This is a genomic window from Cyanobium sp. T1G-Tous (genome assembly GCF_024345455.1).
Classification (GTDB): Bacteria; Cyanobacteriota; Cyanobacteriia; order PCC-6307; family Cyanobiaceae; genus Cyanobium_A.
The window spans coordinates 37,611-61,360 of the sequence record NZ_JAGQBD010000006.1; the positions used below are offsets into that span (position 1 = coordinate 37,611).

27 protein-coding genes are annotated in these 23,750 nt (G+C 62.3%); 15 read left to right on the forward strand and 12 right to left on the reverse strand.

Features of this window, described 5'->3' with window-relative positions; translation table 11 throughout:
- Positions 1-198: 198 nt before the first annotated feature.
- On the forward strand, positions 199-924 hold the full coding sequence (locus KBY75_RS05535; RefSeq protein ID WP_254935582.1) for a response regulator transcription factor: 726 nt from the start codon (positions 199-201) through the stop codon (positions 922-924).
- Here KBY75_RS05535 and KBY75_RS05540 read toward each other — a convergent pair whose 3' ends face one another.
- From KBY75_RS05540 to KBY75_RS05550, 3 genes are read right to left on the reverse strand one after another with little or no spacing between them, the layout of a single operon-like run.
- Complete coding sequence (locus tag KBY75_RS05540; protein WP_254935581.1) at positions 925-1,875, reverse strand: DNA polymerase III subunit delta'; 951 nt, start codon at positions 1,873-1,875, stop codon at positions 925-927.
- Positions 1,872-2,552 carry a dTMP kinase gene (tmk, locus tag KBY75_RS05545; RefSeq protein ID WP_255023256.1) on the reverse strand — a complete coding sequence of 227 codons (681 nt, stop codon included), beginning with the start codon at positions 2,550-2,552 and terminating at the stop codon, positions 1,872-1,874. Before tmk ends, KBY75_RS05540 begins: the two co-directional genes overlap by 4 nt.
- Complete coding sequence (locus tag KBY75_RS05550; protein ID WP_396098002.1) at positions 2,542-4,863, reverse strand: heavy metal translocating P-type ATPase; 2,322 nt, start codon at positions 4,861-4,863, stop codon at positions 2,542-2,544. Before KBY75_RS05550 ends, tmk begins: the two co-directional genes overlap by 11 nt.
- Before the next feature lie 71 nt (positions 4,864-4,934).
- Between KBY75_RS05550 and KBY75_RS05555 the strand changes: the two genes are divergently transcribed.
- Complete coding sequence (locus tag KBY75_RS05555) at positions 4,935-5,456, forward strand: photosystem I assembly protein Ycf3 (protein ID WP_106632645.1); 522 nt, start codon at positions 4,935-4,937, stop codon at positions 5,454-5,456.
- A gap of 6 nt (positions 5,457-5,462) precedes the next feature.
- On the opposite strand, the gene radA is transcribed toward KBY75_RS05555, so the two are convergent.
- Positions 5,463-6,917, reverse strand: a complete 1,455-nt coding sequence (gene radA / locus KBY75_RS05560; protein ID WP_255023257.1) for a DNA repair protein RadA — start codon at positions 6,915-6,917, stop codon at positions 5,463-5,465.
- Between the two features lie 112 nt (positions 6,918-7,029).
- Here radA and rpaB point away from each other — a divergent pair, with 112 nt between their 5' ends.
- The 5 genes from rpaB to KBY75_RS05585 all read left to right on the forward strand — a co-directional run bounded on the left by rpaB (position 7,030) and on the right by KBY75_RS05585 (position 11,826).
- On the forward strand, positions 7,030-7,800 hold the full coding sequence (gene rpaB / locus KBY75_RS05565) for a response regulator transcription factor RpaB (RefSeq protein WP_254935578.1): 771 nt from the start codon (positions 7,030-7,032) through the stop codon (positions 7,798-7,800).
- Entirely contained in the window at positions 7,781-9,112 is a 1,332-nt protein-coding gene (gene plsX, locus KBY75_RS05570; protein WP_255023258.1) for a phosphate acyltransferase PlsX, read from the forward strand. Before rpaB ends, plsX begins: the two co-directional genes overlap by 20 nt.
- Positions 9,113-9,191: 79 nt before the next feature.
- Positions 9,192-10,184, forward strand: coding sequence for a beta-ketoacyl-ACP synthase III (locus tag KBY75_RS05575; protein WP_255023259.1), 993 nt, complete (start codon positions 9,192-9,194; stop codon positions 10,182-10,184).
- 38 nt (positions 10,185-10,222) lie between these two features.
- Positions 10,223-11,116 (forward strand): ACP S-malonyltransferase, encoded by an 894-nt coding sequence (gene fabD, locus KBY75_RS05580; RefSeq protein WP_255023260.1) that lies wholly within the window; start codon positions 10,223-10,225, stop codon positions 11,114-11,116.
- Positions 11,113-11,826, forward strand: a complete 714-nt coding sequence (locus KBY75_RS05585; RefSeq protein ID WP_254935576.1) for a 1-acyl-sn-glycerol-3-phosphate acyltransferase — start codon at positions 11,113-11,115, stop codon at positions 11,824-11,826. The genes fabD and KBY75_RS05585 overlap by 4 nt, the downstream gene beginning before the upstream one ends.
- On the opposite strand, the gene KBY75_RS05590 is transcribed toward KBY75_RS05585, so the two are convergent.
- Genes KBY75_RS05590 through KBY75_RS05600 form a run of 3 tightly spaced genes read right to left on the reverse strand, consistent with a single transcriptional unit; the run spans position 11,768 to position 13,309 of the window.
- Entirely contained in the window at positions 11,768-12,433 is a 666-nt protein-coding gene (locus KBY75_RS05590; protein WP_396098005.1) for a YdcF family protein, read from the reverse strand. The genes KBY75_RS05585 and KBY75_RS05590 overlap by 59 nt on opposite strands.
- Positions 12,433-13,047, reverse strand: a complete 615-nt coding sequence (gene tsaB, locus KBY75_RS05595; protein ID WP_255023261.1) for a tRNA (adenosine(37)-N6)-threonylcarbamoyltransferase complex dimerization subunit type 1 TsaB — start codon at positions 13,045-13,047, stop codon at positions 12,433-12,435. The genes KBY75_RS05590 and tsaB overlap by 1 nt, the downstream gene beginning before the upstream one ends.
- Positions 13,048-13,057: 10 nt before the next feature.
- Entirely contained in the window at positions 13,058-13,309 is a 252-nt protein-coding gene (locus KBY75_RS05600) for a Ycf34 family protein (protein WP_255023262.1), read from the reverse strand.
- 28 nt (positions 13,310-13,337) lie between these two features.
- Here KBY75_RS05600 and KBY75_RS05605 point away from each other — a divergent pair, with 28 nt between their 5' ends.
- From KBY75_RS05605 to KBY75_RS05615, 3 genes are all read left to right on the forward strand, one after another.
- Positions 13,338-14,651 carry a CCA tRNA nucleotidyltransferase gene (locus KBY75_RS05605; protein WP_255023263.1) on the forward strand — a complete coding sequence of 438 codons (1,314 nt, stop codon included), beginning with the start codon at positions 13,338-13,340 and terminating at the stop codon, positions 14,649-14,651.
- A gap of 66 nt (positions 14,652-14,717) precedes the next feature.
- A complete protein-coding gene (locus KBY75_RS05610) occupies positions 14,718-15,146 on the forward strand; it encodes an RNA-binding protein (protein WP_254935572.1) in 429 nt (142 codons plus the stop codon).
- A gap of 65 nt (positions 15,147-15,211) precedes the next feature.
- The gene (locus KBY75_RS05615; RefSeq protein ID WP_255023264.1) at positions 15,212-16,123 is read left to right on the forward strand and encodes an alpha/beta fold hydrolase; all 912 of its coding nucleotides are present in this window, start codon (positions 15,212-15,214) and stop codon (positions 16,121-16,123) included.
- A 56-nt stretch (positions 16,124-16,179) separates the two neighbouring features.
- Here the strand turns inward: KBY75_RS05615 and KBY75_RS05620 are convergent, their stop codons facing one another.
- Both KBY75_RS05620 and KBY75_RS05625 read right to left on the reverse strand, forming a co-directional pair.
- A complete protein-coding gene (locus KBY75_RS05620) occupies positions 16,180-16,356 on the reverse strand; it encodes a hypothetical protein (RefSeq protein ID WP_255023265.1) in 177 nt (58 codons plus the stop codon).
- A 33-nt stretch (positions 16,357-16,389) separates the two neighbouring features.
- The gene (locus KBY75_RS05625) at positions 16,390-16,908 is read right to left on the reverse strand and encodes a cyclic nucleotide-binding domain-containing protein (protein WP_255023266.1); all 519 of its coding nucleotides are present in this window, start codon (positions 16,906-16,908) and stop codon (positions 16,390-16,392) included.
- Between the two features lie 106 nt (positions 16,909-17,014).
- On the opposite strand from KBY75_RS05625, the gene KBY75_RS05630 reads away from it, so the two are divergent.
- Genes KBY75_RS05630 through KBY75_RS05650 form a run of 5 tightly spaced genes read left to right on the forward strand, consistent with a single transcriptional unit; the run spans position 17,015 to position 21,946 of the window.
- On the forward strand, positions 17,015-17,902 hold the full coding sequence (locus KBY75_RS05630) for an HlyD family efflux transporter periplasmic adaptor subunit (protein WP_255023267.1): 888 nt from the start codon (positions 17,015-17,017) through the stop codon (positions 17,900-17,902).
- Positions 17,899-19,089: an ABC transporter permease DevC gene (gene devC / locus KBY75_RS05635; protein WP_255023268.1), complete on the forward strand. Its 1,191-nt coding sequence runs from the start codon at positions 17,899-17,901 to the stop codon at positions 19,087-19,089. Before KBY75_RS05630 ends, devC begins: the two co-directional genes overlap by 4 nt.
- A 6-nt stretch (positions 19,090-19,095) precedes the next feature.
- The gene (locus tag KBY75_RS05640; RefSeq protein WP_255023269.1) at positions 19,096-19,815 is read left to right on the forward strand and encodes an ATP-binding cassette domain-containing protein; all 720 of its coding nucleotides are present in this window, start codon (positions 19,096-19,098) and stop codon (positions 19,813-19,815) included.
- On the forward strand, positions 19,812-20,768 hold the full coding sequence (locus KBY75_RS05645; RefSeq protein WP_255023270.1) for an alpha/beta fold hydrolase: 957 nt from the start codon (positions 19,812-19,814) through the stop codon (positions 20,766-20,768). The genes KBY75_RS05640 and KBY75_RS05645 overlap by 4 nt, the downstream gene beginning before the upstream one ends.
- Positions 20,765-21,946, forward strand: coding sequence for an MFS transporter (locus KBY75_RS05650; protein ID WP_255023271.1), 1,182 nt, complete (start codon positions 20,765-20,767; stop codon positions 21,944-21,946). Before KBY75_RS05645 ends, KBY75_RS05650 begins: the two co-directional genes overlap by 4 nt.
- Here the strand turns inward: KBY75_RS05650 and KBY75_RS05655 are convergent.
- The 3 genes from KBY75_RS05655 to KBY75_RS05665 all read right to left on the reverse strand — a co-directional run bounded on the left by KBY75_RS05655 (position 21,919) and on the right by KBY75_RS05665 (position 23,739).
- Complete coding sequence (locus KBY75_RS05655; RefSeq protein WP_255023272.1) at positions 21,919-22,326, reverse strand: VOC family protein; 408 nt, start codon at positions 22,324-22,326, stop codon at positions 21,919-21,921. The genes KBY75_RS05650 and KBY75_RS05655 overlap by 28 nt on opposite strands.
- Positions 22,327-22,388: 62 nt before the next feature.
- Complete coding sequence (locus KBY75_RS05660) at positions 22,389-23,411, reverse strand: aromatic ring-hydroxylating dioxygenase subunit alpha (protein WP_255023273.1); 1,023 nt, start codon at positions 23,409-23,411, stop codon at positions 22,389-22,391.
- A gap of 64 nt (positions 23,412-23,475) precedes the next feature.
- Entirely contained in the window at positions 23,476-23,739 is a 264-nt protein-coding gene (locus KBY75_RS05665; RefSeq protein WP_255023274.1) for a hypothetical protein, read from the reverse strand.
- Positions 23,740-23,750 lie beyond the last annotated feature (11 nt).

The following is a 23,750-nucleotide window of genomic DNA, read 5'->3' on the forward strand; positions in this document are numbered from 1 at the left end:
CCGGCCAAAGATGACAGCTGCAGGGCTTGCCCCCACTGGCCTCAGACAAAAGAAAGGGTGAGATCCGGCTCGATCAGCCCAAAAGAATCGTTTCAGCCAGCCTTCAATCAGTGGCCGGAGCTCACCCATCCGGGCAAAAACGGAGAAAATGCGTTGAAGTTCGCTGCGGCAGTAGCGATTGCTCCTCTACCTCATTCCATGAAGCCCTGCATCCTGCTGATCGAAGACGACAGCGACATGCGCGAGCTGGTGGCAGGCCACCTGGAGCATGGGGGCTTCGACGTACAGCGAGCCGAAGACGGCATCAAGGGCCAGGCCCTGGCTCTTCAATACAGCCCTGATCTGATCCTGCTGGATCTGATGTTGCCCAAGGTGGACGGCCTCACCCTCTGCCAGCGGCTACGTCGCGATGAGCGGACTGCCAAGATCCCGATTCTGATGCTCACGGCCCTCGGCAGCATCAAAGACAAGGTGAGCGGTTTCAATTCCGGCGCAGACGACTATCTCCCTAAGCCCTTCGATCTCGAGGAGTTGATGGTGCGGGTTAAGGCGCTGCTGCGCCGCAGCGACCATGCCCCCCTATCCACCAAGCACAACGAAATCCTCAGCTACGGCTGCATCACCCTGGTACCTGAGCGCTTTGAAGCCATCTGGTTTGACGAGCCGGTGCGCCTCACCCACCTGGAATTCGAACTGCTGCACTGCCTGCTGCAGCGCCACGGCCAAACCGTGGCCCCTTCCCTGATCCTCAAGGAGGTTTGGGGCTACGAACCTGACGACGACATCGAGACCATCAGGGTGCACGTGCGCCACCTACGCACCAAGCTCGAGCCCGATCCCCGTAAACCCCGCTTCATCAAAACCGTGTACGGCGCCGGCTACTGCCTGGAGCTACCCAGCGAACGCCAAGCCCAGGCCAGCTGATCAGATCCCGGCCAACTCCAGCAGGGCCACTTCCCAGGCCAGCCGCGGCTGCACGTAGGCGCGCAGCTGGCTGCGCAGGCGCTCTAGGCGCTGGAGCTGGGCCACCGGGGCCTGCCGCCTCCATAACGCCAGCTGCCACCAGCCAAGCAGCCATAGCTGTTGTTCAGCATCAAGGGCCTCGGCCAGATCCCTCGCCAGGGCCAGGGCCTGGAGGGGCTCCGCAGCTGCTGCCAAGTCCAGCAACCTTGCCGCCAGCCCCTCAGGCAGGGCTGCCCAGGCCTGGCGGCAACGCAGCAGGGCCCCCGGCGAACCTGCAGCCAGCTCCAGCAGTTCAGGTGGATCAGCCGTTGGGGCGGGCTCACCGCAGCGCTCCAGCACCACCGTCAGCTGCTCGGAGCTGAGCCGGGTGAAGGGGATCTGCTGGCAGCGGGAGCGAATCGTGGTGAGCAGCTGCTCTGGCGTCGCCGCGATCAGGATCAGCAGGCCCTCACCGGGCTCCTCCAGGGTTTTGAGCAAGGCATTAGCTGCCCCCTCGGCCATCGCCTCGGCGTCCTCCAGCACCACCACACAACCCCTGGCTTCCACGGCCCGACGGGATAAAAAGCGCGAAACGTCGCGAATCTGCTCAAGCCGCAGCTGGGGTGCAGCCCGCCGCGCCAAGCCCAGCTCCTCGGCCTTGGAAGCCGGCACCAACTGGCCTTTGTCCTGATAGGTGGGCTCGACCCAGAGCAGATCCGGGTGGTTTCCCTCCTGGAGACGCCTGCGGATACCGGCATCGCCCTGAAGCCCTGCCAGCACACCCTCCAAAAAGCGCAACGCCGCCAACCGCCGCCCGACGCCATCAGGGCCGGCAAACAGATAGGCCGGCGCCAGCCGCCCCTTAACCAAGGAGGCTTCGAGCAGGGCTACGGCCCTGGTCTGACCAAGCAGGTCGTCAAACAGGGCCGTCATGGGGGCGAACCAGTCGCAAGCTCGGCCAGCAAACCGCAGCAGGCTGCCGCCACCTGCTCCGGTGCCCCAGTGGCATCAACCCGCCGCCAGCCCCGCCCTGCGGCCAGGGCCGCAAAACCATCGATAACCCGGTGCAGAAAAGCCTCACCGCTGGCCTCGATGCGGTCGGCAGTGCGCTCACCGCGGCGACGCAGGGATTCGGCCAGGGGCAACTCCAGCCACAGGGTGAGATCGGGGGCCAGGCCTCCTGTGGCCAGCTGCTCCAGCTGGGCGATACGGGCCAGGTCGAGGCCGCGGCCATAGCCCTGATAGGCCGCCGTAGAGCCGCTGTAGCGATCGCTCAGCACCCAATGGCCGGCCGCCAGAGCCGGCCGAATGCACTGCTCCACATGCTGGGCCCGGTCGGCGGCGTAGAGCAGCAGCTCGGCCATTGGCTCCGGCGCCGCCTCACCCGGGGGGTGCAGCAGCAGCTGGCGCAGCGCAGCCCCTAGGGCAGTGCCCCCCGGCTCCCGGGTCACCAGCAGCTCGGCGCCGGTTGCCAGCAAGCCACTGGTGGGCAACCAGCGGCGCAGTGCCTCGATCTGGGTGCTCTTGCCGCAGCCATCGATGCCCTCAAGCACCACGAACCTGCCCCGGGGAACTGCGGCCGGCGCTGCCACCTGGAAATCAGCTGGCATGATCCCTCCCGTCCTGCAGCAACAGGGCATTTGCCACCACCGTGATCGAGCTAAGGGCCATCAGCAGGGCCGCCAGCGGCGGGGTGAGCAATACCCCAAAGCCAGGCAGCAACACGCCGGCCGCCAGCGGCAGCACGATCAGGTTGTAACCAAAGGCCCAAGCCAGGTTTTGACGCACCTTGGCCATGGTGCGGCGGGCCAGCAGCAGGGCCCGCACAATGCCGTCGAGCTGCTCGCCCATCACCACCAAATCGGCGCTGTCCTGGGCGATCTGGGTGCCCGTGCCAACGGCGATGCCAAGGTCTGCCGCAGCCAGGGCAGGGGCGTCGTTGATGCCATCACCCACCATCGCCAGGGCTCCGTAGGCCGGATGCTGCAGGATGCACTCCAGCTTCTGCTCGGGCCGCAGTTCCCAGGCCAGCTCGGCCTCAAGCAGACCCAACCGGCTGCCCAGCTGCTGCACCGGCTCACGCCGATCGCCACTGAGCAGGCCAAGATCCAGATCCATGCCCCGCAGGGCTGCCAGCACCGCCGCCGCGTCCGGGCGGGGCTGATCATTGATTGCTAATAATCCGAGCAGGCCCAGCTGGTCGTCGGCCAAAGCCAGAACACTGGCCCCGTGACACTCGAGCAGAGCCTGGCGGGCCAGCAATGCGGCTGAGGGCGCCGGCTCCACCCAGGCCAGCCGTCCAACCCGCAAACGCCTGCCCGCAACCAAGCCCGCCACGCCTTCACCCGCTGTGGTGTGGGAATCACCCAGCTCAAACAGCACCAGATCACGGCGTTGGGCTTCCTGCAGCAAGGCCTGGCCCAGGGGATGGCGACTGCCCGTTTCAAGACTGGCAGCCAGTTGCAGCAGCCGATCGGCATCAAGATCAGCGAGGGGCTCCACCGCCGCCACCAAGGCACGCCCCAGGGTGAGAGTGCCGGTTTTATCGAACAGCACAGCCTGGAGCCGGGCAGCGGTTTCAATCGCATCACCACCGCGAAACAGCAAACCCTCCCGGGCAGCCCTACCCGTGCCCACCGTGATGGCGGTGGGGGTAGCTAGGCCCAGGGCGCAGGGGCAGGCCACCACCAACACCGCAATTGCTAATTGCAGGGCCAGGGCAAAGGGGGTTTCGGCGCTGGTACCAAGCACCCCATGGCCGGCGTGCCCCCCGGCATGACCGGCCACATTGGGGGAGTTGAGCACCTGGGGCCAGATATCGGTGCCTAACAACCACCAAAAAAGCAGCGTCGCCACCGCTAGAGCCAGCACCACCAGGGTGAAACGCCCGGCGATCCGGTCGACTAGGGCCTGAATGGGCGCCTTGCGGGCCTGGGCCCGCTCGACCAAATGGATGATCCGGGCAATGGCGCTATCGGCCCCACGGCGACTCACCTCCAGCACTAGGGGCGCCTCCAGATTGAGGCTGCCGGCGGCGAGCTCGCTGCCGGCAGCGGCCTGCAGGGGCAGCGGTTCGCCGGTAAGGCCTGAAACATCCACCGCCGAGCAGCCCTCCAGCACCACGCCATCAACTGGCACCCGGTCTCCGGGCAGCAACCGAACGCGGTCACCGGGGCGCAGGCCGCCAACCCGCACCGGACGCGGCGGTCCATCGCCAAGCAGAAGCAGGGCGGTGTCAGGTTGGAGCTCAGCGAGCTGCTCGAGGGCACGGCCGGTGCGAAAGCGGGCCCGTTCCTCCAAGAAGCGGCCCAGCAGCACAAAGCCAAGCAGCATCACCGGCTCATTGAAAAAGCAAGGCCAGCCGGTGTGGGGCCAAAGGAAGGCCACCAAGCTGGCCCCATAGGCACTGAATACCCCTAGCCCGACCAGGGTGTCCATGCTGGGCAAGCCGGCCAGAGCTCCCTGGATTCCCCGCACCAAAATCGGCCGCCCGGGCCCGGCCAAGGCTGCAGTGGCAACCAAGGCGTGAATCCAGAGGGCACCAAGCCCCGCCCCGGGCAGATGACCGAGCACGGACACCAGCAGCAGCACCAGGGCAACCACCAGCTGGCGCCACTGTTGCCACCAGCTGCGCGCCCGCAAGCGCTCCCGACGACTCGACAACTCGACTTCACTAGAGCGCAGTCGTGCCTGGAAACCCAGCTCTGCCAAGGCCTCAAGCAGGTTCCCTTGATCCGCTTCAGCAGAGGCGAGATCGACCCAGGCAGTGCGGGTTAAGAGGTTGACGCTGGCCTGGCGCACCCCGGGCTGATCCAGCAGGCGCTGCTCCACAGCCCGCACACAGCCGCCGCACTTCATCCCCTCGATCTCCAGCAGGAGGGGCTCCAGCAGAGGCGGCTCCTGGAGCGAGTGCAAGGCCAAGCAGGGAGAAGAGTCGGCCCAGGCTAGGGACATCCGCCAGGATGGGCCCAAGAAGTCCGCCGCATTAGCCCGTGCCCCGCAGTCAGCGCAACGACAACTTCATCGATAAGAGCTTCACGGTGATGGCCGACTTGATCCTCAAGGTGCTGCCCACCAACCGTCGCGCCAAGGAGGCCTTCGCCTATTACCGCGACGGCATGAGCGCCCAGGCCGACGGCGAATACGCAGAAGCCCTTGAGAACTACGAGGAGGCGCTAACCCTCGAGGACGACCCCAACGACAAGGCTTTCATCCTCTACAACATGGCCTTGGTGTTTGCCTCAAACGGTGACCACGCCAAAGCGCTTGACTTCTACGGCCAGGCCCTTGATCTCAACAGCAAGATGCCCCAGGCCCTCAACAACATGGCGGTGATTCACCACCACTTGGGCTCGATCGCCGAAGAGAGCGGCGATGCCGATGAAGCTGACCGCTGTTTCGATCAGGCAGCCGACTTCTGGGGCAAGGCGATCCGGCTGGCACCAAACAACTACATCGAAGCCCAGAACTGGCTCAAAACCAGCGGCCGCGGCAGCGTCGACGTTTATTTCTAAGCCGGATTAACTCCGGTCGTCCGCCGGATTCACCCCCAAGGCGGCCACCAGCGCCTCGGCCACGCCACCGGCCTCCAGCAGCTGCAGACCAAACCCAGCGGCCGCCTTAGCCAGGCCCGTGCCCCTCGGCACCACCGCCCGGGTGAAGCCCAGCCGCGCCGCCTCCTGCAGCCGCAGCTCCAGCTGCCCCACTGGCCGCAGCTGACCGCCCAGGCCCAGCTCCCCCACTAGCACCGTGCCGGGCGGCAGGGTGAGGTCGCGGTAGCTGGCCACCACCGCCGCGGCCACGCCGAGATCCGCCGCGGGCTCCTCCACCTCCAAGCCGCCGGCCACCGCCAGGTAGCAGTCAAAGCGTGACAGGGGCAGGCCCAGGTGCTTTTCGAGCACGGCCAAGATCTGGTGCAGGCGATTAACGGCGATGCCGGTGGCGCTGCGGCGCGGGCTGGCGTAACTGGTGGTGCTCACCAGAGCCTGCATTTCCACCACCAGGGGTCTGGTGCCCTCGCAGGCCACGATCGTGGCGGTGCCGGCGCTGGGTTCATCGCCGCCGAGAAAAAGCTCGCTGGGGTTGGTCACCTCGGCCAGACCCCGATCGCGCATCTCGAAAACGCCCAGCTCATGGGTGGCGCCGAAGCGGTTTTTCACCGCCCGCAGCAGCCGGTGGCTGGCAAAGCGGTCGCCCTCAAAGGTCAGCACCGCATCCACCAGGTGCTCGAGCACCTTCGGGCCCGCCAGGGCGCCCTCCTTGGTCACATGGCCCACCAGCAGCAGGGCAGTGTCCTGGCGCTTGGCAATGCGGGCCAGGGCGGCGGCACATTCCCGCACCTGGGACACCGAACCAGGGGCGCTGCCCAGTTCGGCGTCATGGAGGGCCTGGATCGAATCAATGATCGCCACCGCTGGCCGCAACGCCTCCAGCTCCTGCAGCACCAGCTCCAGATCGGTTTCAGCGAGCAGCTGAAAATCAGCCCCTGCTTTGGATTCGCCAGCTTCTGGTTCGCCAGAGCTGGCCTCGGCCAGGCGACGCCAGCGCAGCTTCACCTGCTGGGCCGACTCCTCCGCACTCACGTAGAGCACCGACGCCCGACCCGCCATGGCGCGGGCGCTCTGCAGCAGCAGGGTGCTCTTTCCAATTCCCGGGTCGCCGCCCACCAGCACCAGGGAGCCGGGCACCAGGCCACCGCCCAGCACCCGATCGAATTCTCCGTAGCCGCTGCTAAGCCGCTGCAAGGCCCGCTCCCCCACCGCTTGGATCGGCTCGGAGCGTCGCGGCTGGCCAGCGACAACGGCTTCAGCGGCAGCAACCTCGGCCACCGGGCGCCGGCGCCGGCTGTCGGCCGCCGGAGCAGCTTTTTGCTCCACCAATGTGTTCCAGCTACCGCAGCTGGCGCACTTGCCAAAAAACTGGCGGGCCTGAGCTCCACAGCTGGTGCAAACAAAAAAAGTGCTGGGCTTGGCCACGAACTAAGGGCTGAGGAGAGAGGGCTGTATGAAGAAAGGTGGCATTGAATAAATTTCGCCCCCTCCCGCCTTTTCAGTGGGGGCTATCTGATGTAGCAGCCCGGCTGCAGTGATGACGGCCTCCGCCCCAACCACCACCCTCGGGAACAATCACGGCAAGGAAATAATCCTTGTCGTAGACGACGAAGCCAGCATCCGGCGGATCCTGGAGACCCGGCTATCGATGATCGGTTATCAGGTGGTCACGGCCTGCGACGGCATCGAGGCCCTGGAATTGTTCAAGACCACTCAGCCTGACCTGGTGGTGCTGGACGTGATGATGCCGAAGCTCGATGGCTACGGCGTCTGCCAGGAGCTGCGCAAGGATTCGGATGTGCCAATTGTGATGCTCACCGCCCTAGGCGATGTGGCAGATCGCATCACCGGCCTGGAGCTCGGCGCCGACGACTACGTGGTGAAGCCCTTCAGCCCCAAGGAGCTGGAAGCCCGCATCCGCTGCGTGCTGCGCCGGGTGGAGAAGGAGTCCATCGCCGGTTCTCCCAATTCTGGGGTGATCACGGTGGGCGACCTGCGCATCGACACCAACAAGCGTCAGGTGTATCGAGGTGATGAGCGCATCCGCCTCACAGGCATGGAGTTCAGCCTGCTGGAGCTGCTGGTAAGCCGTAGCGGCGAACCCTTCAGCCGGGGTGAAATTCTCAAGGATGTATGGGGCTACACCCCGGAGCGTCACGTGGATACCCGGGTGGTGGATGTCCACATTTCCCGTCTGCGCTCCAAACTGGAGGATGATCCGGCCAACCCCGAGTTGATCCTCACAGCTCGCGGCACCGGTTATTTGTTCCAACGCATCGTTGACGCCGTTGCCTCCGAAGGGACCTGACAAGCGCGCCAAGCCCAGCCGGGCCATCCGCCGGCTGGTGATCTGGTATCTCCGCAACGCGGCGGTAACCAGTCTGGTAGATAGCGCCACCTCTGCAGCCAGCTCCGCCGCTAACACGGCTGGCAATGTCGCTGGCACCGCCACCAGCGTGGCCGGCAACATGGCCAACACGGTGCTGCAGCCGCTGGTGTTCGACCCCCTACGCCGCCTGCAACGGGGCCTGGGGGGGCCGGGCGAAGACACACCGATCAACGACTCCGACCGCCTCTGGGTAGCGGTCGATGGCATGGGTGGGGACCATGCCCCAGGCCCAATTCTGGAGGGCTGCCTGCGGGCCGTGGAATTGTTGCCCCTGCGGGTGCGGTTCGTGGCCGAAACAGCCCCGCTACAGACCGCGGTGACCGCGATGGGCCTCCAGGACGAACTCAACGAAGCCGTAGCCCGCGGCCTGATCGAACTTGTGGCCAGCGGTCCCTCGGTGGGCATGAACGAAGAGGCAACGGTGGTGCGCAAGAAGCGCGACGCCAGCATCAACAAGGCCATGGATCTGGTGAAGCAGGGCGAGGCCACGGCGGTTTACTCCGCAGGCAACTCCGGAGCCGTGATGGCTGCGGCGATCTTCCGGCTGGGCCGACTCAAGAGCATCGATCGCCCCGCCATCGGTGCCCTATTTCCAACCAAAGACACCGAACAGCAGGTACTGGTGCTCGATGTGGGCGCCAACATGGATTGCAAGCCCGCCTACCTGCACCAGTGGGCACTGCTTGGCCACATTTACAGCCGCGATGTGTTGCAGGTGGCCCAGCCCCGCATCGGCCTGGTGAATATCGGCGAAGAGGAGTGCAAGGGCAACGAGCTCTGCCTGCGCACCTACCCCCTGCTGGCAGAAGAGGAGCGCTTCACCTTCGCCGGCAACTGCGAAGGGCGCGACATCCTCTCGGGCCAGTTCGACGTGGTGGTGTGCGACGGCTTCACCGGCAACGTGCTGTTGAAGTTCCTGGAATCCGTGGGCAGCGTGCTGCTCGATGTGATCAAAGAGGAACTGCCCAGGGGCCGCCGCGGCAAGGTGGGCTCGGCCTTCCTGATCAACAACCTGCGCCGCATTAAAAAACGCCTCGACCATGCCGAACATGGCGGCGCCCTGCTGCTTGGGGTTAACGGGGTATGCGTAATCGGCCACGGCAGCAGCAAGGCCCTCTCGGTGCTCAGCGCCCTGCGCCTGGCCCACTCCGCCGCCAGCCACGGGGTGATGGCCAACCTCCACGCCCTCAGCGAAGCGGGCAGCCCCGAAGCGCCAGTCGCCTGTGATTGACTGAGCCAACTGTGGGCCTTTCCCGGTGTCGTTCGGCGGAGTCAACACACCAGAGCTAAAAGCAATGGGCCAGCTGGGCATGGTCTTGGTTGGATGTGGCAGCGCAGTTCCAGCAGCCAGCATCACCAATCAGCAACTCAGCGAGAGGGTTGACACCAATGACGAGTGGATCCGCACCCGCACTGGCATTGGCGCCCGCCGGATCGCCGGCCCCAGCGAATCCCTCACCTGCCTGGCCAGCCGCGCCGCCCAGGCCGCCCTCGACCATGCCGGCTGGAGCCCAGACGATGTCGACCTGATCCTGCTGGCCACCTCAAGCCCCGACGATTTATTCGGCACGGCGCCGCGGGTGCAGGGGGCCTTAGGCGCCAAACGCGCGGTGGCCTTCGATCTCACCGCCGCCTGCAGCGGCTTTCTGTTTGCCCTGATCACCGCCAGCCAATATTTGGGCAGTGGCGCCATGAAGCGGGCTCTGGTGATCGGCGCCGACCAGCTCAGTCGCTGGGTCGACTGGGACGACCGCAGCACCTGCGTGCTGTTTGGCGATGGTGCCGGCGCCGTGGCGGTGGAGGCTTGCGGAGCGCACGACGGCGGCCTACTGGGTTTCCGCATGCGCTCCGACGGCAGCCGCAACGGCTGCCTAACTCTTGCCCAGCTGGATAAACACGCACCCCTGCTCGGGGAGCTGACGGCCCAGCGGGGCGGCTTTGCCCCGATCCAGATGAACGGCCAAGAGGTCTACAAATTTGCGGTGCGAGAGGTGCCGGCAATCCTCAGCGAGTTGCTGGAAGCCACCGGCACCGCCCCCGAGCAACTCGACTGGCTGCTGCTGCACCAGGCCAACCAGCGCATCCTCGACGCCGTTGCCGACCGCTTCGCCATCGCCCACAGCCAGGTGCTTAGCAACCTGGCTCTCTACGGCAACACCTCGGCCGCCACGATTCCATTAATGCTCGATGAAGCCGTCAAGGACGGCCGGGTGCAGCCTGGCCATCTGCTGGCCAGCAGCGGCTTCGGCGCCGGCCTTAGCTGGGGTGCAGCGCTCCTGCGCTGGCAGGGCCCCACCGACTGAGACCTAATCTCCTGCCGACTTAGTTAGAGGGTGAAGGCATGTGCATTGCCTGGGTGTTTCCTGGCCAGGGCTCGCAGAAAGTGGGCATGGCAGAGCCGGTGCTGCAGCTGCCTGGAGCCCGGGAGCGTTTCGAGCAAGCCTCAGCCCTGCTGGGCCGTGACCTGCTGGCGATCTGCTCGGGCACGGGGGGTGGCGGCGATCCAAGCGATCTCAACGACACCCGCAACACCCAACCGGCCCTATTTGTGATTGAAAGCCTGCTGGCAGAAGCCCTGCAGGCCCAAGGCCGCGCGCCCCAACTAGTAGCTGGCCACAGCCTGGGCGAACTGGTCGCCTTGCATGTGGCCGGGGTGTTCGACTTCGCCACCGGTCTGCAGCTGATGAAAAGCCGCAGCACCTTGATGGCTGCTGCCGGCGGCGGCGCCATGACGGCGGTGATGGGCTTCGAGCGCAGCGAGCTGGATGACCTGGTGGCAGCCACCGAAGGAGTGGTAGTTGCCAACGACAACAGCGACGCCCAGGTGGTGCTCTCCGGAAGCCCCGAGGCGGTGGCAGCCGTCAGCAGCAGCTTGAAGTGCAAACGGGCGATTCCCTTGGCCGTGAGCGGTGCCTTCCACTCCCCCTTCATGGCGGCAGCCGCCACCGCCTTTGCCACCGAGCTGGAATCGGTGGCCTTCGCCGATGCGGCGATCCCCGTGCTCAGCAACACCGATCCCAGCCCAGAAACCAACGCAGCCGCGCTCAAGGCCCGCCTGGTGCATCAGATGACCACCGGCGTGCGCTGGCGCGAAACCATGGCGCAATTTGGGGCTCTGGGCATCGATATCGTCGTGGAGATTGGACCTGGAGCCGTGCTCAGCGGCCTAATCAAACGCAGCTGCCCTGGCATCCAAACCGCCCAGATCAGCAGCGCCGCCGACCTGGCGCTATGAGCCAATCCAGCCAGCCGCCGGCCCTGATCCGCACACCACGGCCCAGCCTCACCTACCGGCTGATCAGCTATCTGCTGGTGTTTCCGATTTACCGGTTGTTGTTTCGCGGCCGCACCGCTGGCAACGGCAACGTGCCAAGGCAAGGGGCTTTGGTGGTGGTAGCAAACCACGGCTCCCACCTTGACCCCCCCCTACTGGGCCACGCCCTTGGCCGGCCAGTGGCCTTCATGGCCAAGGCCGAGCTGTTCAGGGTGCCGATACTCGGCGCCATCATCCGGGCCTGCGGCGCCTACCCGGTGTCCCGTGGTGCCAGCGACCGCGAGGCCATCCGCACCGCCACCAACCGCCTGCTCGAGGGTTGGGCCACGGGCGTATTCATCGACGGCACCCGCCAGGCCAATGGCCGGGTCAATGATCCCCAGGCTGGCGCTGCCCTGCTGGCGGCCCGAGCCGGCGTGCCCCTGCTGCCGGTGGCGATCATCAACAGCCACCGGGCCCTGGGGCCTGGGCAAGCGGGCGCACGGCTACTGCCCATTCACATCCGCATTGGCACGCCAATTCCAGCGCCGGCCTCGCGGCGTCGCGCCGACCTCGACATCGCCACGGCCGCCTGTCAGGCCCAGATCAATGCTCTGCTCGACCAGGGTTTGATCAATGGCCGCCAGATGGGCCCAGCCGGCCAGGCAGGCGAGCTGCCGCCCAGTCCTTGAGGTCTCGGCCACTCAACACCCACAAGGCAGCCCGGAGTCCATCGCCCCACACCTTGCGCCGCCCCTCCGGCTGACAGCTATCACCACACGAAACTGGCACCGGAGTGAGGTGGATGCCGCGGCTGCCGGCCACAATCCTTCCCACCAGCAGTGCCCGGTCCATGTGGTCACTGCTGGTGACCAGCAGGGCGTGGCGGATGCGGGCCTGGCGCAGATCGTCAACTAGGGAGGTGAAATTGGAAAGGGTGTCGCGAGCTCGGTAGTCGAGCTGCACCTGGTGGGACGGCAAGCCCTGGCGTTGCTCAAACAACCATTGGGCATATTCAGGATTACTGCCGCCACTCACCACCACCGGCAACCCCCGGCGGGCCGCCAAAGCAGCAGCCTCCCGCTCCCGCGCCAGATCGCCGCCCAGCACCAGGATCATCTGGGCTGGCGGGGGCGCCGGCCACCACCAACCGCGCGACAGCCAAAGAAAACCACCAGCCAGCAGCAGTGCCAAAAGCCCCCAGTGGCCGGGGCGAGGCCGGCGAGAGCGCCGCTTGCGGGAGCGCCCCTGAACGCGGCGAAGGTGAGGGCGCTGCAGCGGATCGGGCTGGGACACCATCAGAGGCCCGCCACCGGCGAAGTGGGGTACGAGGGCAACACGGGCTGCCAGGGCGCTGCCAGGCCCTGATCTGCCGCCTGCACGCTCAGCTCAAGCAATTGCTCAACGTCGTTGGGCAGCAGGGGCGCGGCGGACAGCTGGGGACCCGGCGGCAAAGGCGTATCTGGGGCAAACAGCCGGGGCGCCTGCAACTCGATGATGGCGCGATCTGGGCCAGCAGGGGCATAAAGCCCAGCCACCACGCCGCGGCGCGGCAGCTCCTGCACCAACCAGGTTGGCTCGCAAATCCCCAGCCGCCGGGCCACCAGCAAAAAGCTGCCCACCCCGTCGAGGGGCAACTGCAACTGCTGGGCCAGGGTGCGGGCCAGCACCACCGTGAGCCGGGTGCCGGTGAACCCGCCTGGACCAGTGGCCACCGCCAGGCGTCTGAGCTGGGGCCACTGCTCAGCGGGCAATAGCTGTTCAATGCAGCTGAACAGCTGATTGGAGAGCTCGCGGCCAAGGGGAAAGGCGCGCACCACAGTGCTGCCCGCCAAAGCGCTTGGTTCGTCGAGCCAGCGGACTCCTACGCCGAGCACCTCACTGGAGCTGTGCAAGGCCAAAACGGCAGCCATCAGCTTGTCCTCATCGCGGCAGGGCTGCGCCTGGACAGAGACGCTGCCAGCGGCCCACATCCCGCTGAAAACTGCCGCAGGCGCGCACGTCCCACTCCACTCCCACCCCGCCTGCCGGAAGATCCTGAACCTCCACGTGAATGCGGGGCTCGGTCGGGCTGAGATCGGGCTCCAGGCAGAGGTGGGGTGCACCGTGCTGGCGCTCCACCGCGTGGTAGGCCTGACAGCGGTCGACCCAGTGGCAATCCACGCAGATGCACATGCTGCCCAGGCTGAGCCAGAAACCTATTGTGACGGCTCACCGCCCCGCTGGCGAGGTGGCAGAAGAGCTGTGGCAGCGCTTGCTGGCCGAGCCCTGGCCCCTTCCCCGAGAAGCCCTGCCGCCTGGCACGGCCCTGGTGGGGGGCGCCGTGCGCGATGGCCTGCTGGGGTGCCTCGAGCGCCAGCCAGACCTGGACGTAGTGGTACCTGGAGATGCCCTAGCCCTGACCCGGCAGCTGGCCAGGGACCATGGCGGCACCTGCGTGGTGCTGGATGCGGAGCGCAGCATCGCCCGGTTGGTGCTGGGGGCCTGGAGCCTCGACCTGGCCCGCCAGGAAGGTTCCAGCCTGGAAGCGGACCTGGGGCGCCGGGACTACACAATCAACGCCATCGCCCTGCCCCTGCCCGCCGCCGGCGCCGCCGCGGCAGTCCTGGTGGACCCCACCGGCGGTCTCAGCCACCTGGGCAACCGCCAGCTGGTGGCGGTGAGCGAAGCAAATCTGCTCGCCGACCCCCTGCGCCTGCTGCGGGGCATCCGCCTGGCCTGCTGCCTGAACTTTGAACTAGACCCCACCAGCCGCCGCTGGATTGAATCCCATGCCAACCAGCTCGCAGGGGTAGCCGGCGAACGGGTGCTGGCGGAGCTGGAGAAATTGGCCAGCGCTGCCTGCGGAGAAACGGGCCTGGCCCTGGCCCTGGAATGCGGCCTACTAAGCAGTTGGGGCGCCGATGCCACTCCCACCGATGCCCCTACGACGGGTGCAGCTGCCCTAAGCACACTGGGTTTGGATCAAGCCCAGGATCGGGGCCTGCAAGCCGAAGAAATCTCCTGGGCCCTGCCTCTTGCGCGCCTAACCGCCCTGCTGCCCCCCGAAGCCATGGCCGGCCTGCACAGCAGCCGGCGCCTGCAACAACGCTGCCGGGCCCTGCGCCACTGGCGCCAGGAGCTGGGCTCAGTGGGTGGCTGGGATGGGCTGCCGGAGGCTGGACAGCTGGCCCTATGCAGCGAATTGGAGGCCAATCTGCCCGCCCTGCTGCTGCTGCTGCCCCAGTCGGCAGCAGGCCTGCTGGAGCGCTGGCGCCTGCCAAGCGACCCCCTGTTCCATCCAGCGCCGCCCCTAGATGGCCTCAGCCTGCAGCAGGAGCTGGGGATTCCCCCAGGGCGCCTGCTGGGGCGGCTGCTCGCACACCTGACGCTCGAGCGCGCCTTCGGGCGCCTGGCTGCAGGGCCTGAGGCCCATGCTGAAGCCCGCGCAGAAGTGCTGGCTGCGGCACAAAGCTGGTGGCAGCAACACGGGCATGAGCAACAAAAAGAGGGAGGCGCTGACCGGCGGCATGATTAACTTTCTGATGCAAAGGCGCATCGAGAGGCTTCTCCTCGCCTGCAGAAAGTTTTTTCCCCCTTCCCCATGAGCATCCGCCTCTACGTCGGCAACCTGCCGCAGACCTTTGATGCCAAGGAGCTCGAAGCTCTGTTCAGTGCCGTGGGTGAAGGAGTGCGCTTCAAGGCAGTCAACGACCGCGACACCGGCGCTTGCCGCGGTTTCGGCTTTGCCAACGTTGAAGATCAAAAGACTGCCGAAACGGTGATCGAGCAGCTCAACGGCAAGGATTTCGGCGGCAATGCCATGCGCATCGAAATCTCCGAGCGCAAGGACAGCCGCAGCCCAGCCCCTGGCGAGCGTCGCCCCGGCGGCGCTGCTCCCACCGCTGCCCGCAAGGCCGTCAACAAGGTTGTCCACGCCGACAACGTCGATAGCGAAGCTCCCGATCCCCGCTGGGCCGGCGAACTGGCCAAGCTCAAGGACCTGCTTTCTAACCAGAAGGCTGCTGTCTGAGCCAAGCACTTACTGATACGAATCCGATCTCCAGCCACTGGAACTGGCAGGGGCATCGGATCCACTTGCTTGCAACGGGGTCGCCCAGCAGCACCGACCGGGTTGTGCTTATCCATGGCTTTGGGGCGTCAGTGGGCCACTGGCGCCACAACCTGCCGGCCCTCGCTCCCCATGCCAGGGTGCTCGCCCTCGACCTACTGGGTTTTGGAGCCAGCGATAAGCCTGGCTCCCAATTAGCTCAAGAGCCGTCAAGGCGTGGCGCTGTTCAGTACTGCTTCGACCTCTGGGGCCGCCAGGTCGCCGATGCGGTGCGGCAGCTGCTTCTGGCTGAATCTGGCAGCGGCCCAGAGCCCCCCCGCGTGCACCTGGTGGGCAACTCCATAGGCGCGATGGTGGCCCTCACCGCCGCCCGGTTGCTCCTGGCAGAGGGTTTCCCTCCCTTTCAGGTGATCCTGATCGACTGCGCCCAGCGCACCCTCGACGACAAGCGGGCGGCCCAGCTGCCTGGCTGGGAGCGCACCAGTCGCCCCCTTGTGAAGCAGCTGGTGCGGCAGCGCTGGGTGATCGTGCCCCTGTTTCGCCTACTGGCCCAGCCGGCCTTCATTCGCAGCGTGCTGGCACGGGCCTACCCAAGTGGCGCCCACATCGACGACGAGCTGGTAGCTCTGCTGCACCGGCCCAGCACCGATAAAGGAGCTACGGAAAGCTTTCGCGGCTTCGTCAACCTGTTTAACGACCACTTGGCCCCCGAGCTGCTGGCCGACCTCAGCGCCGCTACCCCCCCGCTGCCTGTACGCATGATCTGGGGGGAAGCCGATCCCTGGGAGGATCCAGCCGAGGCCCGCCGCTGGGCAGAGCAATACTCATGTATTCAGGATCTACGCGTGCTGCCGGGGCTAGGGCACTGCCCCCACGACGAAGCACCTGAGCTGGTGAATTCAATTCTGCTGGAGTGGATCAAATCAGCCTCAAATTGAACCCAATGCAGTGATGCACTCCAAAACCCATTCGCCAAGAGGGATTGGACTTGACATCAAGGGAGTAACGCTGCCAAAGCAATGACACCAACAAAGATTCCCAAAAACATAAAACCCATTTTGGTCATCTTTGACTCATGGTCATCCATTCCTCGATCAACTACCTTGGCGACCTCATTTCGGAATGACTCAAAAGCTTTGGCCTTTTCTTCAGGACTTGGCTGATTACGCATGATTAATTGCTCTATTAGATGAATTGAGTTAAATCAGCCCCGGTGAAAAAACCAATACGCTCCGACCGCTAAGGCCAGCATCAAAATGATTGGCACCGCAATGGCAGCCATTCCATTATGGCTTTTTACAACTCGAGACTCGTGGGCCACAACCGCATTGCGGACACTCAACTCCATCTCTTCCCTGAGCCGAGCAAGTTCCGAATCCAGCGATTCTTCGCTAAACAGTTCCTTAAGCCTCTCAAAAGTACTTTTTCCAAGAATCAAGCTTTTCTCAGGCCGCTCGTAAAGAATTTCCATGAGCTCTTCCCGATCGATCTGCATTAATTCAGCCGCGGTTGCTGCTCGCGCATTGGAGGTACGACTGCGCCCGTCTATCACCTCAACTTCTCCAAACACATGGCCAGGGCCACGCGATGCGTCAATGCCTTCGCCCGTTTCGGGGTAGGGGGTGGTGAGCTCAACTTTGCCAGATCTGACCAAGAAGATACTCTGACTTGGATCATCAACCCGATAGATGTAGTCGCCAACAGGAACGGTGACGCGGCGCATTACCGACTTAGTTCAGAGATCGACGCATGATACGGGAGGCAAGCCCTTAAAGTGCTTCTATCCGCCAATCCCGATGGCAGCCTCGAGCCCGATGAGGGATGGGTCATTGTTACGCCGAAGCCGTCCCTGGCTCATTGCCATCGCCCTTACCGGGGTAGGGCTCTTTGGCTGGCAGAAGCTTCGCCCCAAGCCAGCGCCCAAGCCCCAGCCCGCTGTGGTCAGGGAAGTTACTGGTCTCGGGCGACTCACGCCGGAAGGAGGCCTCGTCAATCTCTCGATCCCAGCAGGAAGCGTTGGTGGCAGCGAGGTGGTTGATCGCTGGTTCGCCGCAGAAGGCGATGCCGTGAGAAAGCAGCAGATACTGGTTCGGTTAAGCAGCTGGCAACAGCTACAGGCCTCTGTGGTGGAAGCCAAGGCCCAGCTCCGCGCCTCGCAGGCGCTGCTTCCCAGCCTGGTCTTCAGTCAAGGCAGGGCACGGGAGCTCTTTCGCGATGGCGGCATCTCCGAACAGGAACTCGGCGAAGTGCAGTCCAATGTGATCAGCAAACGCGCTGACATCGAATCTGGGAAGGCTGCTGTTGCTAAGGCGGAGACCCAGCTGCAGGCCGCGGAGGTTCGCTCACCACTGAATGGGTCTCTGATCCAGATTTACAGCTGGCCAGGGATGAAAGAAACAGACCAAGGACTCGCCTTGCTCGGTCGAACAGACCGCATGCAGGCATGGGCCCAGATCTTCCAGACCGATGTGAACCGAATACGAATCGGCCAGAGCGCTGTGGTGACTGCCGAGACCGGTGGTTTCAAGGAGCCGATCAGGGCCACAGTGGCCTCAATCATCAGCCAGGTCTCAGAACGAGATCTTTTTGCCATCAGTGGCAACAACGACGTGAACGCCCGGGTGGTGCTCGTCAAACTGGACCTTGATCCAAAGGAACGCCGCAAGGTGGAACGTCTCAGTGGCCTGAACGTGATCGTGCGCTTTTCCCGCCCATGAGCCGCCTGCTACCAGGCGGCATCAACCTGGCAGATCTCCCCCTGGCCTGGTTACAGCTCAAGCGGCAACCAATCCGCTACCTCGTGGCCGTTGCGGGAATCGGCTTTGCCGCGTTGCTGATGTATATGCAACTCGGATTCCAGTCGGGCCTATTGAACAGTGCAACCACCTTCTATGAAGCGATCGACGGTGATCTCATCCTGATCAGCCCAGGCACGGTCAACAGTGGAAGCTTCCAACAGTTCCCCCAATCCCTTCTTTACAAAGCCCTAGGCGTAGAAGGAGTCGCAGAAGGGATCCCGGTCTACGTTGCCAACATCAATGCCCAGCGCCTGAAGGGGGTTAAGCCCACAAGCCTTCGCCTAATCGGCTTCGATCCAGGCAGTCGACTGCTGAACCTGCCTGAAGTCAACTCGCAAATTGATAAGATCCGCATCCCCAATTATGTCCTCTTCGATGCCCGCGGCAATCGCAATACCGGACCTGTTGCCGCGGAGGTCAAACGGCAAGGCAATCAAGATATGCTTCTCTCAGACTTTTCAAAAACCTTTCGAGTCGTAGGCCTCTTTAAACTGGGTTCAATTTTTGCAGCCGACAGCAATCTAATAAGTAGCGACAGCACAGCAATCAACCTTGCCTTTAGACAAATCAATCAAGGGGAGATATCCCTTGGAGTTCTCCGCCTCAGTCAACAGAAAGATCTTCCACGAATCAAAGAGTTCCTGAGCAAGATATATGGCAATGAATTACAGGTTCTGACCAAGCCAGAGCTGATCAGCCAGGAGCGCAACTATTGGAATACCTCCTCCTCGTTTGGCATTATCTTTGGATTCGGGACATTCATGGGAATAATGGTCGGCGGAGTCGTGGTTTACCAGGTTCTGTACACTGATGTGACCGATCACCTCAAGGAATACGCCACCCTTAAAGCAATGGGCTTCAGCGACGCATTCTTGCTTCTTATAGTTGTCCAAGAAGCAATAATCCTAGCCGTTTCAGCGTTTATACCGGCTACAATTGCCAGTGCCGGAATGTACGCATTTTTAACTTCAGCTTCAGGGATCAGAATCGTCATGACGGCTGATAAAACACTCCTAGTTGGCGCCCTTACCCTTGGGGTCTGCGCTGCATCGGCGGCAATCGCAATCCGAAAACTGGCCGATGCTGATCCAGCCTCGGTCTTCTAAAACGTCATGACCGAAAACAGGCCAAAACCCGTCATCGTCACGAAAGAGCTCAGCCACAGTTATGGACAGGGCGAGCTACGCAGCCAGATTTTGCACGGCTTGGATTTTGAAGTCCAGGCAGGCGAAATCACCCTTCTAGTCGGTCCATCCGGGAGCGGTAAAAGCACCCTGCTGACACTAGTAGGAGCTCTACGCTCCGTTGAAGCAGGCTCTCTCAAAGTGCTTGGTCAAGAGCTCTATGGATCCAGCGAACAGCAACGAAAAGCTGTGCGACGGCGAATCGGCTTCATCTTTCAAAGCCACAACCTTGTAGCCTCCCTCACAGTGCTTCAAAACGTTCAACTGCTGCTTCAACTGAGCGAAAAAGACAGCGGACAACGGCGCAAACGTGCCCAGGACCTGCTTGAAGCCGTAGGTCTTGGACATCGACTAAACCACTACCCAGATGAGCTCTCAGGAGGTCAACGACAGCGGGTGGCCATTGCACGTGCCCTGGCACCGGAACCCGATTTGATCCTGGCGGACGAACCAACAGCTTCCCTTGATAGTCAATCAGGACAAGACGTGGTTGAACTGCTCGGATCTCTCTGTCGTCGACGTCAGAGCGCTGTGTTGTTAGTGACTCACGATCTTCGCTTGCTGAAGGATGCTGACAGAATCTGGAGAATCGAGGATGGACGTGTGCAGCCGTGGTCTCTAGAAGCTGCAGAGGAACTCCACCCATGACCAACAGCCTTCCCTTCCCTCATGCTTGGGGGCGCCAGTGGCAATGGCGAGACGAGCTGGTGAGCTACGTCATTTGCGCAGCCGAGAGTTCCCCGGCTATGACGCCTTCCGAACCGGAGGCTGTGATCCTCGTGCACGGCTTCGGCGCCTGCAAGGAACACTGGAGACACAACATCGGCCCCCTGGCTAGACACCACACGATTTTCGCGCTGGACCTGCTGGGCTTCGGCGCCAGTAGCAAGCCTCGAGCCAGGCTTGAAGATGAACCGGAAGAAAGCGGTTCCTGCCGCTATGGGATTGATCTCTGGGCGACACAAGTGGTGGCCTTCATTGCCTCAGAAGTGAAGATGCCCGTGACCCTGGTCGGTAACTCGATAGGTGGCGTAGTGGCACTCCGAGTAGCCCAACTCCTTGAGGAAGCCGGACAGCCGGCCAGGCGCGTTGTACTGGTGGACTGTGCCCAGCGGGCCATAGATGACAAGCGTCTGGATGAACAACCACAGCTGCGAAAATTCGGTCGCCCCCTACTCAAGGGCCTGATCCGCCAACGCTGGCTAACCAGGCTGCTGTTTAGCCAGCTCAGTCAACCCGGGGTGATTCGACGGGTGCTGGGGGCTGCTTACCCAAGCGGTGCCAACGTGGACGATCAACTGGTGACAGCTCTGGTGCAACCAACCCAACTGCCTGGTGCCGATGAAGCCTTCCACGGCTTTGCAAATCTCTTCAATGACCGTTTAGCACCTGACATTCTGGAGAACCTCCAGACGCCTGTACACATGATCTGGGGCGAAATGGATCCGTGGGAACCGGTGAGCGAAGCTCGTCGCTGGAGTGCATATAGCTGCGTGCAAAGCCTTGAGGTATTACCTGGGCTTGGTCATTGCCCGCACGACGAAGCACCGGAACGCGTTAATCCCATTCTGTTGAAAATCCTGAACCAAATCCCTGAATGAATCGTCGTTCACTGCTCATCCTGTGCCTTGTTGTTGCCGTAGACACCGGCTCCTTCGGCCTACTGGCACCAGTCTTGCCGTTTTTGGTGGCAGACCTGACTGGAAGCCTCAATGCGATCACCGTGACCCAAGTGAGTGCCCTATACGCAGGCTGCCAATTAATCGGCGCTCCGTTGATTGGTCGTCTATCCGATCGCTGGGGCCGCAAACCTCTGATGATAGGTGCAGTGAGCATCGGCAGCCTGGCACTGCTGGGATCTGGGCTATCAGGCACTCTGGGCCTGCTGATGCTTTTTCAAGCGATCAAGGGGGGAACAGCCGCCATATTCGCTTTAGCTCAAGCAATGGTGGCTGATCGCAACGAAGACTCAAACGCCAGAACCGTTAGCTTTGGAGCCTTGGGTGCAGCTCTAGGCCTGGGTTTTGTATTCGGGCCAGCCCTAGGCGGACTTATTGGCTCTTATAGCCCAAGGGCAGCTTTCTTTGTGGCTGCTGCACTTACTCTGATCAATTTATTGCTGGTTTTATTTGTACTTCCTGAGACTCTCACGCCCCAAGCTGGACTTGACCAAAAGCCCGAGCCGCTGAGGTGGTGGACCGGAGCACATGGAAAGCTGCGTCAGATGTTGGCAATATATTTTCTATTTTATCTAGGATTCTCTAGCTTCACCAGCATATTCGTCGTGGACGTAAGCCGTCGTTTCGGCTGGGGGCCACAAGCATCAGGCCTACTGTTGTGCTTTGTCGGGGTCATCGTTGTCTTAGTCCAAGGAGGAATACTCCCGAAGCTACTACTCAAATACAGAGCCAAAGATCTGGCCGAGGCGGGATTACTGTTAGTAGGCATAGCACTACTAGGCGTTTCCGCCATCAAACAAGGCAGCTATCTATACCTGACCCAGCTTGTCTTTGCTACCGGTGTAGGCCTCAGCACACCAGGGCTCCGCACCCTTCTTTCCACTGCTGTCAATGAGAGACAGCAGGGGATATTAGGGGGCCTTACCCAGTCATGTGTAAGCCTGACTAGTCTGCTGGGCCCGCTTGCAGCTGGACAGATTTACACCTATAGCGGGTTTCGCCTAACCTTCCAACTTCAGGCCGCAGTCGTATTCCTAGCTGCCGCCTTGCTGATAATGTCCAGATTTCGGTCTCAGTCTACAAATACACCTTCGGCGTAAGCGATTAACTCAATCTGATGCCCGTCAGGATCGCCTAGAAATAAGGAACGACAACGCGGACCATACTGAAAGCTCTTTACATCGTGACCTTTAGCTTCCAATCTGGCCTGGACTGAATCAATGGCGTCAAAAGCAATTCGAAAAGCCAAGTGACGCATGGCAATGGTGTTGTGGCCAGGCGAGGGCTCCACCGAGCCTTGGTCTGCTGGGAAGAGATTCAAGTAAGAATTTCCTACAACGCGCAGGATGAAAGGCGGCCCCTCAGCAAGCCCCTCCATACGAGCTTCGGTGAAACAAAAGGTGTCTTGGTACCAGCGGATCGAACGGACCGGATCAGAGACGGTCAAGGCCACGTGATCAATGGCTTCGATTGGAAGCATCTCAGTTGAGACGGCTCCCCCTTTGGTTCCTGATACCGATGCCATCGGAGAAGGACTGATAATTAGCGTACGAGGTTAGCGTCACGTTTTTCCCTGAGCAAGCGTCGAAGGCCAATTGTCATCGAATCACTCGCCAAAAGCAAATCGACGCGCCCATCAAGATCTGGATCGAATGGTTCCACGGATTCGACTATATAACGATCCTCCTCTAAGAAGCGGAGAACACGCTTGAGAGCGACACCATCCGCTAGGGGGCTCTTTAGGAAAGAACGGAAATGTCGCCAAAGTAGATGGGTGCGTCCATCCCCCAAAGGCACGGGTACCAGACAAAGATATATCGAGAAATCCTTAAAAACCACACGAATTAGCAGGAAATTGGCCAACCAGAGATGCAGATGCTGCGATCCTGCCGGAGCGCCGGAGTCATTGTTCTTGGAGCCAAACAGGGTATTTTTGAGACGGCCAATTAAGTTGCCTTGCTCGGAGCGGTATTTAGGGTCTCTTGGGGTATCAATCAAGGCATAGAGACTATCCGTTGTCGCCTCTTCTGCACTTGGATACAACTGATCTGCTGCAGCCCCACCAAAGGTGCCCTTGTGGACGAAAGGCACATGGGTGAGGTCGATAAATCCTTCCAAAATTCGAATCCAGTGGGCCGACCAAAATGTTTCCCCCTCCATGCTGCGCCAAGCTGGATCATCTGCTTCAGGGACATGGTTAATAGGTGGCAAAGCTGGCACAGCTTCGATATCAAGATCTGACTGTTCATGCCACCATAACCATAAGAATCCGTGCGCTTCTTGGCATGGATAACGAACCCGATGGGCACGACGAGGAATCGCCATACCTTCACGATTGGCAGGAATTTCCACACAGCGACCTTCGCTGCTAAAACTCCAACCGTGGTAACCGCAACGGAGCTTGCCATCACTGACGCAACCACGCGACAAAGAAGCTCCTTTATGCGGACAGCGATCAAGAACAGCTGTAAGCGCGCCAGCCGTATCCCGCCAGAGCACAAGGGACGTCCCGTGCAGGTTGACCCCCAGTGGCTCATCCTCCTTAAGACGAGAGGCCAGTGCCACGGCATACCAGGTATTAAGAAGGATCATTAGCTAGATAGGGAGGTGAAGCAAATGGGGAAAGATATCAACCGAGATGAGTTTTCCAGCACTTCGTTTCCGGGTGCCAGAGAAACCATCCCCTGCCCGCAAGAGAAGCAAGAAGGTCCCTCGCTTCAGAACTGTCTTTATCCAGCTGCCAATCGGCATGAAGTAGCTGCTCAAGCTCAGCCTGAAGCAATCCACGACGCAAGCCCTGCTTGAGAAGCCGGCGCAGCTGAGGAGGCTCGAGGTTCAGGAGAACTGCCATCGAAAGAGGAACCTCAGGAAGTGTCATGACCTCGACCGCCACCCCCCCTGCAG

What these genes read in the sequence shown, in the direction of transcription:
- KBY75_RS05535 (WP_254935582.1), top strand. Translation starts at nt 199, where the DNA reads ATGAAGCCCTGCATCCTGCTGATCGAAGACGACAGCGACATGCGCGAG.
- KBY75_RS05540 (WP_254935581.1), bottom strand. Translation starts at nt 1,875, where the DNA reads ATGACGGCCCTGTTTGACGACCTGCTTGGTCAGACCAGGGCCGTAGCC.
- tmk (WP_255023256.1), bottom strand. Translation starts at nt 2,552, where the DNA reads ATGCCAGCTGATTTCCAGGTGGCAGCGCCGGCCGCAGTTCCCCGGGGC.
- rpaB (WP_254935578.1), top strand. Translation starts at nt 7,030, where the DNA reads ATGACGGCCTCCGCCCCAACCACCACCCTCGGGAACAATCACGGCAAG.
- KBY75_RS05575 (WP_255023259.1), top strand. Translation starts at nt 9,192, where the DNA reads ATGGTCTTGGTTGGATGTGGCAGCGCAGTTCCAGCAGCCAGCATCACC.
- fabD (WP_255023260.1), top strand. Translation starts at nt 10,223, where the DNA reads ATGTGCATTGCCTGGGTGTTTCCTGGCCAGGGCTCGCAGAAAGTGGGC.
- KBY75_RS05585 (WP_254935576.1), top strand. Translation starts at nt 11,113, where the DNA reads ATGAGCCAATCCAGCCAGCCGCCGGCCCTGATCCGCACACCACGGCCC.
- KBY75_RS05590 (WP_396098005.1), bottom strand. Translation starts at nt 12,433, where the DNA reads ATGGTGTCCCAGCCCGATCCGCTGCAGCGCCCTCACCTTCGCCGCGTT.
- tsaB (WP_255023261.1), bottom strand. Translation starts at nt 13,047, where the DNA reads ATGGCTGCCGTTTTGGCCTTGCACAGCTCCAGTGAGGTGCTCGGCGTA.
- KBY75_RS05600 (WP_255023262.1), bottom strand. Translation starts at nt 13,309, where the DNA reads ATGTGCATCTGCGTGGATTGCCACTGGGTCGACCGCTGTCAGGCCTAC.
- KBY75_RS05610 (WP_254935572.1), top strand. Translation starts at nt 14,718, where the DNA reads ATGAGCATCCGCCTCTACGTCGGCAACCTGCCGCAGACCTTTGATGCC.
- KBY75_RS05620 (WP_255023265.1), bottom strand. Translation starts at nt 16,356, where the DNA reads ATGCGTAATCAGCCAAGTCCTGAAGAAAAGGCCAAAGCTTTTGAGTCA.
- KBY75_RS05625 (WP_255023266.1), bottom strand. Translation starts at nt 16,908, where the DNA reads ATGCGCCGCGTCACCGTTCCTGTTGGCGACTACATCTATCGGGTTGAT.
- devC (WP_255023268.1), top strand. Translation starts at nt 17,899, where the DNA reads ATGAGCCGCCTGCTACCAGGCGGCATCAACCTGGCAGATCTCCCCCTG.
- KBY75_RS05640 (WP_255023269.1), top strand. Translation starts at nt 19,096, where the DNA reads ATGACCGAAAACAGGCCAAAACCCGTCATCGTCACGAAAGAGCTCAGC.
- KBY75_RS05645 (WP_255023270.1), top strand. Translation starts at nt 19,812, where the DNA reads ATGACCAACAGCCTTCCCTTCCCTCATGCTTGGGGGCGCCAGTGGCAA.
- KBY75_RS05650 (WP_255023271.1), top strand. Translation starts at nt 20,765, where the DNA reads ATGAATCGTCGTTCACTGCTCATCCTGTGCCTTGTTGTTGCCGTAGAC.
- KBY75_RS05655 (WP_255023272.1), bottom strand. Translation starts at nt 22,326, where the DNA reads ATGCTTCCAATCGAAGCCATTGATCACGTGGCCTTGACCGTCTCTGAT.